The 12,305-nt window shown below is 69.1% G+C and carries 11 protein-coding genes; 7 read left to right on the plus strand and 4 right to left on the minus strand.

What is annotated here, in order from left to right; genetic code table 11:
- The first annotated feature begins 91 nt into the window (after nt 1-91).
- On the plus strand, nt 92-754 hold the full coding sequence (locus ABD088_RS10780) for an MBL fold metallo-hydrolase (protein WP_343901939.1): 663 nt from the start codon (nt 92-94) through the stop codon (nt 752-754).
- A 25-nt stretch (nt 755-779) separates the two neighbouring features.
- On the opposite strand, the gene map is transcribed toward ABD088_RS10780, so the two are convergent.
- Nucleotides 780-1,547 (minus strand): type I methionyl aminopeptidase, encoded by a 768-nt coding sequence (gene map / locus ABD088_RS10785; RefSeq protein ID WP_343901940.1) that lies wholly within the window; start codon nt 1,545-1,547, stop codon nt 780-782.
- 78 nt (nt 1,548-1,625) lie between these two features.
- On the opposite strand from map, the gene ABD088_RS10790 reads away from it, so the two are divergent.
- Entirely contained in the window at nt 1,626-1,922 is a 297-nt protein-coding gene (locus ABD088_RS10790; RefSeq protein ID WP_343901941.1) for a helix-turn-helix transcriptional regulator, read from the plus strand.
- Nucleotides 1,923-1,925: 3 nt separating this feature from the next.
- Here the strand turns inward: ABD088_RS10790 and ABD088_RS10795 are convergent, their stop codons facing one another.
- Nucleotides 1,926-2,282, minus strand: coding sequence for a VOC family protein (locus tag ABD088_RS10795; RefSeq protein WP_343901942.1), 357 nt, complete (start codon nt 2,280-2,282; stop codon nt 1,926-1,928).
- 58 nt (nt 2,283-2,340) lie between these two features.
- Complete coding sequence (locus ABD088_RS10800; protein ID WP_372710572.1) at nt 2,341-3,456, minus strand: PLP-dependent cysteine synthase family protein; 1,116 nt, start codon at nt 3,454-3,456, stop codon at nt 2,341-2,343.
- Between the two features lie 70 nt (nt 3,457-3,526).
- Between ABD088_RS10800 and ABD088_RS10805 the strand changes: the two genes are divergently transcribed.
- Nucleotides 3,527-4,402 (plus strand): sulfurtransferase, encoded by an 876-nt coding sequence (locus ABD088_RS10805; protein WP_343901943.1) that lies wholly within the window; start codon nt 3,527-3,529, stop codon nt 4,400-4,402.
- Between the two features lie 171 nt (nt 4,403-4,573).
- Nucleotides 4,574-5,002, plus strand: coding sequence for an HIT family protein (locus ABD088_RS10810; protein ID WP_343902362.1), 429 nt, complete (start codon nt 4,574-4,576; stop codon nt 5,000-5,002).
- Between the two features lie 91 nt (nt 5,003-5,093).
- Here ABD088_RS10810 and hrpA read toward each other — a convergent pair whose 3' ends face one another.
- On the minus strand, nt 5,094-9,146 hold the full coding sequence (gene hrpA, locus ABD088_RS10815) for an ATP-dependent RNA helicase HrpA (protein ID WP_343901944.1): 4,053 nt from the start codon (nt 9,144-9,146) through the stop codon (nt 5,094-5,096).
- Between the two features lie 333 nt (nt 9,147-9,479).
- On the opposite strand from hrpA, the gene ABD088_RS10820 reads away from it, so the two are divergent.
- The 3 genes from ABD088_RS10820 to ABD088_RS10830 all read left to right on the plus strand — a co-directional run bounded on the left by ABD088_RS10820 (nt 9,480) and on the right by ABD088_RS10830 (nt 12,270).
- Entirely contained in the window at nt 9,480-10,481 is a 1,002-nt protein-coding gene (locus ABD088_RS10820) for an ABC transporter substrate-binding protein (protein WP_343901945.1), read from the plus strand.
- An 84-nt stretch (nt 10,482-10,565) separates the two neighbouring features.
- The gene (locus ABD088_RS10825; RefSeq protein ID WP_343901946.1) at nt 10,566-11,477 is read left to right on the plus strand and encodes an ABC transporter permease; all 912 of its coding nucleotides are present in this window, start codon (nt 10,566-10,568) and stop codon (nt 11,475-11,477) included.
- A 1-nt stretch (nt 11,478) separates the two neighbouring features.
- Entirely contained in the window at nt 11,479-12,270 is a 792-nt protein-coding gene (locus ABD088_RS10830) for an ABC transporter ATP-binding protein (RefSeq protein ID WP_343901947.1), read from the plus strand.
- Nucleotides 12,271-12,305: the final 35 nt, after the last annotated feature.

Consider the following 12,305-nt stretch of genomic DNA (forward strand, 5'->3'; position numbering starts at 1 on the left):
GTCCGCACGGACGGTGTTCCGGCTGGTCTGGCCAGAGATGGCTGGACGATTCAGCTTATCAGCGCGGGCTGGTGGAACTAGGGTGGGTGACATGAAGCTGACGAAACATGGACATGCCTGCATCCGCCTCGAAAAGGGATCCCGGGTGATGGTCATCGACCCCGGGACGTTCACCGATGTCCCGGCGGCCCTGGCCGGCGCCGAAGCGGTCCTCATCACCCATGAGCACGCCGATCACATCGACCCGGCTACCGTCCTGCCGATCGTGGACCGCACCTCGGGGGTGCACGTTTACGCGCCGCAGGCAGTGGTGGACCAGCTGCTCGGGCATGAGGCGATCGGGGCGGCCGGCGAACGGATCCACGTTCTGGCTCCGGACGACGAGCAGCACATCGCCGGATTCGACGTCCGCGTCGTGGGTGGGCAGCATGCGCTGATCCACCCGCAGATCCCCGTCGTCGCCAACCTCGGCTACCTCGTTGACGAGAGCGTGTACCACCCGGGCGACTCCCTGATCGTTCCCCACGGCGTCACCGTCGATACGTTGCTGGTGCCGCTGCACGCCCCGTGGTCGAAGTTGCAGGAGACCGTGGATTTCGTTGTCTCGGTGCGCGCGAAGCACGCCTATCCCATCCACGATGGCCTGCTGAACGAGACTGGTCTGGGCATGATGTCCGGCCATGTCACCCGCTTCGGTGCGTGGTACGGCTCCGTGTTCGAGTACCTGAAGGTCGGCGACAGCCGGGAGGTCTGATCCGGGGGACTCCGGGCGAGCGGCTCTACGGCCGGGTGAGGATCTCCGCGCCGTCGTTGGTGATGGCGATCGTGTGTTCGGTGTGTGCGGTGCGGCAACCCGTGGCGCTGCGCAGCGTCCACCCATCGGGATCGGTGACAAGTTCGGCGGTATCGACCATCACCCAGGGCTCCAGGGCCAATAGCAAGCCGGGCCGGAGTTTGTAGCCGCGTCCGGGGCGTCCGGTGTTGGGGATGTGCGGGTCCTGGTGCATGGTCGCGCCGATGCCGTGGCCGCCGAACTCGAGGTTGATCGCGTATCCCGCCTGGTCCAGCACGGTGCCGATGGCGTGGGAGATGTCGCCGATCCGGGCGCCGGGTCCGGCCACGGCGATACCCGCGGCCAGGGCGCGTTCCGTCGTCTCGATCAGTGCCAGATCAGCTGCCGCGTGCTTTCTGCCCACGATGAAGCTGATGGCGGCATCTGCGGCGATTCCGTTCAGGATGACGGCCAGGTCCAGGGTCAGCAGGTCCCCGTCGGCGAGGACATAGTCGTGGGGCAGGCCGTGGAGCACGGCGTCGTTGACCGAGGTGCAGATGTAGTGCCCGAACGGTCCGCGTCCGAAGGACGGCGCGTAGTCGACGTAGCAGGAGCGTGCCCCGGCCTCGACGATCATCTCCCGGGTCCACCGGTCGATCTCCAGGAGGTTGGTGCCCACGGTGGCACGGCGCTTCATGGCCTGCAGGATGCCGCCCACCAGGGCGCCGGTTTCCTTCGCACGGGCCAGTCCCGTGTCGTTCAAGATCTCGATCATGCGCGGCCTTTCCGATGCCATCCCCAGGAAACCAATAACTATCCCGGCCATGTTATCCCGGCATTAGGATGGGGGGCCATGGTCAGATTGCCACTCACGCCCGAAGAGGTCCAGCGAGGCGAGCGCCTCGGTGCCATGCTGCGCCGTGCCCGCGGGGAGCGCCCGATGCTCGACACCGCCCTGGCAGCCGGGGTGTCGCCGGAGACCCTGCGGAAGATCGAGACGGGCCGGGTCGCGACGCCCTCCTTCCCGACCATTGCAGCGGTGGCAGGTGTCCTGGGTCTGTCCCTGGATGCGTTGTGGGCCGAGGTCGAGCCGGCGGCACCTGCCGCTTCGGGTCCAGAGCGCACGACGGCGGAGCGGCTGGCCTCGTAGACCCTAGGTCCCGCCCGACGGGCCGGAGCCGGCCGCATCGGTATCGACGATGCAGAACCGGTTGCCACACGGATCGTCCAGCACCACGAAGTCGGCATCGTCGGGATAGTCCCACTCGACACGGACGGCCCCCAGCCCCAGCAACCGCTCGACCTCGGCGGCCTGCTCCTCCGCGCTGTCGACCCAGAGGTCCAGATGCGTCCGGTCGCTGCCGTCCAGGTGCAGCCGGGGTGCAGGTGCTTCGGCCGGCAGGAGGAAATCCGGATTTCCGGCGGGCTGGAAGCCCAGCGCCTGGCTCCAGAAGGCGGACGCCCGGGCGGGGTCGGCCGCGTTGAGCACGATGGCGCCGATGCGGATCATGGGCCGAAGCTACCCATCCGGAGCACCCGCGTCAAGATGCCCGGCCGGTGGCTCCCGGTCAGCGGGCCGCCGGCTCCACCCAGTCGCCACCGGCCAGGAAGCCCTCGATGACGCCCTCGTACGGGGAGGTGTCGATGCCCGCCTGGGCCAGCCAGCCGGCGTCGTAGTGGGAACCGGCATAGCGGTCGGCGCCGTCGCAGATCAGCGAGACGATGCTGCCCGTCTGCCCCGCGGACCGCATCGAGGCGACCAGGCGCCAGATCTGCCACAAGTTCGTGCCGGTGGAGGGACCGGCATGCAGCCCGGCCCAACGGGCCAGGTGGCGCATCGCGGCGACGGAGGCCCCGTCGGGCACGGTCTGGACCAGGTCGATGACCGAGGGCACGAAGCTCGGTTCGGGCAGGGATCGGCCGATGCCCTCGATGCGGCTGGGGGAGCCGGTCACCGCGGCGGGGTCGCCGCCGTCGTTCCAGGCCTGCCACGCCGGCAGGAAGGCGGAGCCCTCGGGATCGCCGACGGCCAGCCGGGTGGGGTGGCGGTGGTAGCGGATGTAGCGCCCCAGGGTGGCGCTGGTTCCCCCGGTACCGGCCCCGGCGACGATCCAGGTCGGCACCGGGTGCGGCTCGAGGGCGAGCTGGCCGAAGATCGATTCGGCGATGTTGTTGTTCCCGCGCCAGTCGGTGGCCCGCTCGGCGTAGGTGAACTGGTCCATGTAGTGCCCGTGCGTTCCGGCGGCCAGCCGGCGTGCCTCGGCATCGACCGCCGAGGGGTCCTCGATGAGGTGGCAGGTGCCGCCGAGCCCGCGGATCAGGGCGATCTTCTGCTCCGAGGTCGTCGCGGCGACGACGGCGACGAAGGGCAGGCCCAGCAGCCGCGCGAAGTACGCCTCGGAGACCGCGGTGCTGCCGCTGGAGGACTCCACGATCGTGGTGTCCTCGGTGATCCAGCCGTTGACCAGCCCGTAGAGGAACAGCGACTTGGCCAGCCGGTGCTTCAGCGACCCGGAGCGGTGCGTCGACTCGTCCTTCAGGTAGAGCTCCACGCCCCAGTCGGCCGGCAGCTCGAGCTTGTGCAGATGGGTGTCGGCGGAGCGGGCGGTGTCGGCTTCCAGGGCCAGGACGGCCCGGTTCACCCAGTCCCTGCCCGGCGGCGGTTGTAGGGTTGGCTGCATCATCGAATCCACCCGGCCAGCCTACCCGCCACCGCTGGCCTGGTTCCGGGTGGGCAGCGGGAAGGGAATGGGAATGCAGGTACTGATGGGCCCCGGGGACCTGGCCGAACGGATGGCCGCGGGGCAGCGGACCGCGGTGCTGGACGTGCGCTGGGCGCTGGGGCAGACCACCGGACACCGTGACTACCTGGCGGGGCATCTTCCCGGTGCCGTGTACGTGGACCTCGAGACCGAGCTGGCCGCCCCGGGGTCCCCCGAACAGGGACGGCACCCCTTGCCGGAACCGCGGGTCTTCGCCGCCGCCGTCGAACGCTGGGGCCTGCACCCGTCGGACACCGTGGTGGTCTACGACGCCGTGGCCGGCATCTCGGCCGCCCGCGCCTGGTGGCTGCTGCGCGACGCCGGGATGGACCAGGTCTTCCTGCTCGACGGAGGGCTGCAGGCCTGGCAGGAGGCCGGCGGGGAACTCGAGTCCGGCGAGGTGCACCCCGAACCGGGCACCTGGGAGCCGGTACCGGGCGCCATGGCGGTCATCGACGCCGACGCGGCAGCGGCCTTCGCCGAGGGCGGGATCCTGCTCGATGCCCGCGCCGGTGAACGCTATCGCGGCGAGGTCGAGCCGGTCGATTCCCGTCCCGGTCACATCCCCGGCGCGTTGAGCGCCTCGACCGCGGAAAACCTCGACGCCACCGGCCGGTTCCTGCCCGTCGGGGCCCTGCGCTCGCGCTTCGCCGGCATCGACCCCGCCTTGGCCGGGGGAGGGGACGGCGGCGGGACTTCCGGCCTCGGGGCTCCTGCCGTGGCCGTCTACTGCGGCTCCGGGGTCAGCGCGGCACACGAGATCGCCGCCCTGGAGGCCATCGGCGTTCGTGCCGCCCTCTACCCGGGCTCGTATTCGCAGTTCTCCTCCGACCCGGACCGCGAGGTGGCCACCGGCACCGGAGCCTGACCGCGGGGCCATCGCGGCTGGCCCCACCGGCTCGGACGCGGGTATGTTCGGGGTATGACACCCCGGATCCCGCCACCGCCCCGCGACCGGCTGGTCACCCACCGCCCCGGGGCCGACGGCACCACGGGGACGAGGCGACACCGCCATGACGACGACCGAGAAGAGGGCATCGTGAGCACGCTGTTCACCAAGATCATCAACGGGGAGATCCCGGGGCGTTTCGTGTGGAAGGACCCCGATGTGGTCGCGTTCCTGTCCATCGGGCCCATCACCGACGGGCACACGCTGGTGGTGCCGCGCCAGGAAGTCGACGAGTGGACCGACGCCGATCCCGAGCTGCTCAACAAGCTCACCGAGGTCTCCCGGGTCATCGGACGCGCCCAGAAGCGCGCCTTCGGCTCCGAGCGGGCCGGGCTGATGGTCGCCGGGTTCGAGGTTCCGCACCTGCACGTCCATGTCTGGCCCACGAATTCGCTGGCCGATTTCGACCTCACCCGGGCAGATCCGGACCCGAAGGCCTCGCGCCTGGACGAGAACGCGGAGAAGTTGCGCACCGCCCTGCGCGAGGACGGGCACACGGACACCGTTCCGGCCAAGTAGCTGCGGCCCACCGGGCCGTGGTGTCCGGGTTTGCGCCGCTTTCCCCGCGGGATAACGGCGCAAACCTTGACATGAACCGTCGGCGCGGCCCCTACCCCGCGGTCGCCTCGCGCAACGCCGTGCGGATCCGCTTTTCCGACACCGAGTAGGCCGTGCCGAGCTCCTGCGCGAACATGCTCACCCGCAGCTCCTCGAGCATCCACTTGATCCGCGCCAACGGGGCGGGCGTGCGCACGCCCGCGGGCAGGGCGGCCAACGCGGCGTCGTATTCGTCCTCCAGCGCCTGCACCGCCAGCATCGACTGGGCGTCGCGGGCCACGTTCCCGGCCTCCAGCTTGTCCAGCCGCCTGGCGATCGCGTCCAGATAGCGGGGCAGCTGCGCCAGGTGCGTGTACCCGGTTCCGGCCACGAACCCGGGGTAGACCAGGTTGTCGAGTTGGCTGCGGATGTCGGCCAGCGCGTTGACCAGCGCCAGCGACGACGCCTTCGAGACCCGCTTGCCCACGATCCGGGCCGTGGAGAGCACCCGTTCCACGATCGCGGTCACGGCGAACACGGTGTCGATCAGCTCGGCGCGCACCTGCTCGAACAACGCGTCGAATTCGGTGCGGCTGAAGGGCAGCTCCGCCGGGACGAGCCGGTCCAGCGCCGCCAGCGTGCAGTCGGCGATCAGCTTTTCCACCGAACCGTGCGGGTTCTGCGTGAAGACCAGTTTCTCCTTGTTGTTCAGGTGGTCCAGGACGTAGCGCGCCGGTGACGGGACCTCGAGCAGCAGCAGCCGGATGACCCCCGCACGGTGCGCGGTGAGTTGTTCGTCCTCGTTGCGGAAGACCGTCAGCGAAGCCGATTCCCCGGCGTCGAGCAGTCCCGGGAACGCGGTCACCTCGACCCCGGCGACGGTGGTGCTGACCTTGCGCTCGATCCGGTCCCCGTCGCCCAGCCCGTCGGGCCAGGTGGTGAGCCCGGTCCGCTCGCGGTTGGAGGAGGACGACGTCGGGGCCTGGCCGCCGCGCGGGACGGGGCCCCTCGTGGGGGAGCCGCTGTTTTTTCCCGTCCGGCCGGCGCCCTGCGTCCGGCCGGCAGCGCCGGGGGAGGACCCGCCGCCGTCGTGCCTGGCCTCCGCCTCGCGGGCCGCGGCAAGCAGGGCCGGACCGGCACTGCCCAGGGATTCGGCCAGTGCGGCACGGTTCTGCGACGCGAGCGTGCGCTGCAGGGCGGCCAGGTCCTTGGACTCGTCGAGGATCCGGGCCCGGGCGTCGACCACCTGGAAGGATGCCAGCAGGTGTGGCGGCACGGCCGCCCAGTTCCATGATCCGGGCGGGATGACCACCCCGCGCATGCGGCGCAGCACCAGCTCCAGGGAGGGCTCCAGCGGGTCGGTGGCCGGGTCGAAGTCCGCGGCGAGCGCCGCGACGGCCTGCCGGGCCACGTCGGGGGCCGGCACGAAGTTCTTGCGGACGGCCTTGGGCAGGGACTTGATCAGCGCGGTGACCAGCTCCGTGCGCAGCCCCGGGATGAGCCACTTGAAGCGCTCGGGATCCAGCTGGTTCAGGAACAACACGGGAACGCGCACGGTCACGCCGTCGTTCTCCCCGGCACGGGCGGCCGGATTGAACTCGTAGGACAGCTCCAGCTCCAGGTCACCGTGGCGCAGGGTGCGCGGGAAGTCGTCCTGGTTCAGCTCCTCGGCATTGGCGTTGAAGAGCTCATCCGGGTCGAAGTCCAGCAGGGTGGGGTCCTCGGCCCGGGCCTTCTTCCACCACCGGTCGAAGTGGCGTTCGGACACGACCCCGGCACCGACGCGCTGGTCGTAGAAGTCGAAGAGGTCCTCGTCCGTCGCCCCCAGGTCGCGGCGGCGCATCCGGGTTTCGAGCTCGTCGATGTCCGCCAGCAGCCGCCGGTTGCGCTGGAAGAACTTGTGGTGGGTCTTCCAGTCCCCCTCCACCAGGGCGTGGCGGATGAACAGCTCGCGGGCCACCTCGGCATCGACGCGCCCGTACTGGATGCGTCGCTGGGGGACGACGGTGACCCCGTAGAGGGTGGCCTTCTCGTACCCCATGACCGAGCCCATCTTGCGGGACCAGTGCGGTTCGGAATACGAGTACTTCATCAGGTGCTTGCCGACCTCCTCGACCCAGAGCGGATCGAAGCGGGCGTTCACCCGGGCCCACAAGCGGCTGGTCTCCACCAGTTCGGCGGCCATGACCCATTCGGGGTTCTTCTTGAACAGCGAGGATCCGGGGAAGATCGCGAACCGGGTGCCGCGGGCGCCGGCGTAGTCGCGCTTGCGCTCGTCGTAGGTGCCGATGTGGCTGAGCAACCCGGACAGCAGGCTGGTGTGGATCTCGCGCTCCAGCCCGGCCGGGTCCACCGGCCCGGTGGACAGGGTGATGCCCAGCGGCTTGGAGAGCTGGCGCAGCTGGGCGAAGAGGTCCTGCCATTCGCGCACCCGCAGGTAGTTGATGAATTCCTTCTTGCACAACCTGCGGAACGCGGAGGAGGAGAGCTCCTTCTGCTGCTCCTGCAGGTACCTGAACAGGTTCAGGAACCCGGAGAAGTCGGACTTTTCGTCGTCGAACCGCCGGTGCAGCTCGGTGGCCCGGGCCCGCTGTCCGGTCTCCTCGGAGGGGCGCTCGCGCGGGTCGCGGATGGTCAGGGCGGCGGCCAGGACCATGACCTCCTTGGCGCAGCCGCGTTGCCCCGCCTCCACGATCATCCGGCCGAGCCGGACGTCGACGGGCAGCTGGCTGAGCTGGCGTCCCACCGCGGTGATCCGGGCGGCGGCACCGTCGCCCACGGCCCCGAGCTCGCGCAGCAGGGCCACGCCGTCGTTGACCGCCTTGGCGTCCGGGGGCTGGACGAAGTCGAAGCCGGCCACGTCGCGCGGGGACTCCACCACGCCCATCGAGGACATCTGCAGGATCACCGCCGCCAGGTTGGTGCGCAGGATCTCCGGGTCGGTGAATTCGGGGCGGGAGGCGAAGTCCTCCTCGGAATACAGCCGGATGGCAATTCCGTCCGAGACGCGGCCACAGCGGCCCGAACGCTGGTTGGCGCTGGCCTGCGAGACCCGTTCGATGGGCAGGCGCTGGACCTTGGTGCGGTGCGAATACCGGGAAATGCGCGCGGTCCCGGTGTCGATCACGTACTTGATGCCCGGCACGGTCAGCGAGGTCTCGGCGACGTTGGTGGCCAGCACCAGGCGCCGGTGGGGCCCGGGGTGGAAGACCTTGTGCTGCTCCTCCAGCGACAGCCGGGCAAACAGGGGCAGCACCTCGGTTCCGGTGAGGCGCCGGTTGGTGCGCACCCGCGCCCGCAGCGCCTCGGCGGCGTCGCGGATCTCGCGCTCGCCGGAGAAGAAGATCAGGATGTCGCCCGGTGCCTCGGCGGACAGCTCGTCGACGGCATCGCAGACCGCGTCGAGCGGGTCGCGGTCCTCGTCCTCGGCGTACTCCGCGTCGTCGTCCTCCCGCCCCTCGGCGGGGTTGAGCGGCCGGTAGCGGATCTCCACCGGGAAGGTGCGCCCGGAAACCTCGATGATGGGGGCGGGCACGACGGCGGTGTCCCCGGCCTCCGCTGCCGCGGTGTCCCCGGTTCCCGGGGCCGCGGCGGGGGTCCCGAAGTGCTGGGCGAAGCGCTCGGGGTCGATCGTCGCCGAGGTGATGATGACCTTCAGCTCCGGGCGCTGCGGCAGGATGCGCTTGAGGTAGCCGAGCAGGAAGTCGATGTTCAGGCTGCGCTCATGGGCTTCGTCGATGATCAGCGCGTTGTACTTGCGCAGCATCCGGTCCCGCTGGATCTCGGCGAGCAGGATGCCGTCGGTCATCACCTTGACCTGGGTGGCCGCGGAGACGTGGCCGGTGAAGCGCACCTGGTAGCCGATCTCCTCGCCCAGCGTGCAGCCGGTTTCCTCGGCGATGCGTTCGGCGACCGTGCGCGCCGCGAGCCGGCGGGGCTGGGTGTGGCCGATCATCCCGCCCTCGCCCAGGCCCAGCTCCAGGAGCATCTTGGGCAGCTGCGTGGTCTTCCCGGACCCGGTTTCCCCGGCGATGACCACCACCTGGTGGCCGCGGATGGCCTCCATGATGTCGTCGCGGCGGGCGCTGACCGGGAGGGACTCGGGGTAGGAAATCTTTACAGCCATGGTGGAACCAGTCTAAGGGTGCCCGCCCGTCGCCGGCCGCGCCGGCCCGCGCGACGGTGTGCTGGCCGCCGCTGAAGGAGGCATACAAAATGTTGACAATATGTGGCGTGGCCCACGTTTTGTCTTCAATGGCGACGGCTCGGAATGAACACGTCCATCGGGAACCGTGCCGAATGGACAATGTGAGTTGGTTCACAGGTATCATCAAGAGGTCTTTGGGGACGAGGTCGTCAAAAGATTGTCGAATCACTCGTTGTGGACGACGGGTCCCGGTGGACGTCGAAGACGATGCCCGCCGCCGGTGGACCCGCGGCCCATGAAAGGAAAACACACATGAACATCACTCGCGCCGGCAAGCTGGCCACGCTCCTGGCGGCCACCGCGCTGCTCGCCACCGCCTGCGGTTCGGGCAGCTCCGGGGACGCCAGTTCCCCCGATGCCTCCAAGCCCGTGAAGATCGGCATCTCGCAGTACGTCACCCACCCCTCGCTCGATGCGGTCACCGAGGGGTTCAAGAAGGGCATGGCCGACGCCGGCTACACCGGGGACAAGGTGAAGTACGACCTGCAGAACGCCCAGGCGGATGCCTCCACCAACACGGCGATCATGAACCAGTTCGCCAACGACAAGCTCGACCTGGTCCTCGCGGTGGCCACGCCGGCTGCGCAGGCTGCCGCCCAGGCCATCACGGACGCCCCGGTGCTGTTCTCGGCCGTCACCGACCCGGTGGACGCCAAGCTGGTCAAGAGCGTCGAGGCCCCGGGCGGCAACGTCACCGGAACCTCGGACAAGAACCCGGTCAAGGAGCAGCTCGAGCTTCTCAAGAAGCTGGATCCCGAGGCCAAGACCGTCGGCATCGTGTACTCCTCCGGCGAGGCGAACTCCGCCGTCCAGGTCAAGTGGGCCGAGGAAGCCGCCGGTGAACTCGGGCTGCAGATCAAGAAGTCGGCGATCTCCGCGTCCTCGGAGGTCCAGCAGGCCGCCAATTCGCTGGATGTCGACGCCTACTACGTGCCCACCGACAACGCCGTGGTCTCGGCGTTGGAGGGCCTGCTCCAGACGGCGCAGTCGAAGAAGATCCCCGTGATCGCCGCCGACGGCGAATCGGTCAAGCGCGGGGCCACCGCCACCTACGGCATCAACTACGAGAAGCTCGGCGAGCAGACCGCGCAGATGGCCGTGAAGATCCTCAAGGACGGTGCCAAGCCGGCCGACATGCCCGTCGAGACGCTGACGGACGTCGAGCTGTACGTGAACACGGCCGCCGCGAAGAAGGTCGGCGTGGAGATCCCGCAGGACATGATCGACCAGGCCGCCGAGGTCTACAAGAAGTAGCCCCGCCGTTCCACCGGCCCGCGGTGCCCGGCCGCCCATCGGCCGGGCACCGTACCTCTTTCACCCTCGAAACAAGGATTTTCCATGCTTACTGCGGTTGAACTGGGCCTGATCTACGCGATCATGGCGCTGGGGGTCTACCTGACCTTCCGCATCCTCGATTTTCCCGACCTCACGGTCGACGGCAGCTTCACCACCGGTGCCGCCGTGGCCTCCATCAGCATCGTCCACGGCATGCCCGCCCTGCTGGCCACCGCCCTGGCCGTGCTGGCCGGTGCCGCGGCCGGGGTGGTGACCGGCCTGCTGCACACCAAGGGCAAGATCAACGGCCTGCTGGCCGGCATCCTGACCATGATCGCCCTGTATTCGATCAACCTGCGCATCATGGGCAAGGCCAACGTGCCGTTGCTGGGGGAGGACACGTTGATTTCCCCGCTGCGCGAGGCGCAACTGACCGGTGGCGTGGTCTCCATCCTCATCTTCTTCGTCGTCGCCCTGGTGCTGAAGTTCATCCTGGACTGGTTCCTGCACACCGACGTCGGGCTGGCCATGCAGGCCACCGGGGACAACGAGGGGATGATCCGCAGCCTCGGGGTGAGCACGGACAACCAGAAGATCATCGGCCTGGGCATCTCCAACGCCCTGGTCGGCCTCTGCGGGGCCATGGTCGCCCAATACCAGGGCTTTGCCGACGTCGGCATGGGCATCGGCCTGATCCTCATCGGCCTGGCCTCGGTGATCATCGGCCAGGCGATCTTCGGCACCCGCAACATCTTCATCGCCACCCTAGCGGTCATTTTCGGCGCCGTGCTCTACCGCGTGTTCATCCAGCTGGCCCTGGACGCCGGGCTGGAACCGAACGACATGAAGCTGATCTCCGCGATCCTGGTGGTCATCGCCCTGGTCCTGCCGCAGTGGAAGGGCTTCAACAAATTCGGCCGTCGGATGCGCACCATCACCAACGCCGCGGAGAAGCAGAAGGAGACGGTGTCCTAGCATGCTGGAAATCAACAACCTGTCCAAGACGTTCTTCGCCGGGACGGTCAACGAGCGCAAGGCGCTGCGCACCATCAACCTGCGCCTGGCCGAGGGCGAATTCGTCACGGTCATCGGCTCCAACGGCGCCGGCAAATCCACGGTGCTGAACATGGTCGGCGGGAAGCTGCGCCCCGACGAGGGCAACGTGAAGATCGCCGGCAAGGACGTCACCCGGCTGGCCGACCATGCCCGGGCGAAGTTCGTCGGCCGCGTGTTCCAGGATCCGATGGCCGGCACCGCGCCGAGCATGTCGATCGAGGAGAACATGTCCCTGGCGCTGAACCGCGGCAAGTTCCGCGGGCTGGGCCTGGGCGTGACCAGGCGCCGCCGCGAGCAGTTCGCCCAGGAGCTCGAGTCCCTCGAACTGGGCCTGGAGCACCGGCTCAAGGCCAAGGTCGGGCTGCTCTCCGGCGGCCAGCGCCAGGCCCTCTCGCTGCTCATGGCGACCTTCAGCGGACCCCAGATCCTGCTGCTCGACGAGCACACCGCCGCCCTGGACCCGCAGCGGGCGGCGCTGGTGGCGCGGCTCACCGCGGAGATCGTGGAACGCCACGGGCTGACCACGCTGATGGTCACCCACAACATGGAGCAGGCACTGAAGCTGGGCACCCGGCTGGTCATGATGCACGACGGCGAGATCATCCTCGATCTCGACGCCGAGGCCAAGTCGAAGATGACGGTTCCCGGGCTGCTCAAGGAGTTCGAGAAGATCAAGGGAGCCCAGCTCGACGACCGGACCATGCTGCAGTAACGCCGCCGCGCCGGGGACACCCTGCGACGGCCCAT

The sequence above is a fragment of the Arthrobacter rhombi genome (genome assembly GCF_039526245.1).
GTDB classification, from domain to species: domain Bacteria; phylum Actinomycetota; class Actinomycetes; order Actinomycetales; family Micrococcaceae; genus Arthrobacter_H; species Arthrobacter_H rhombi.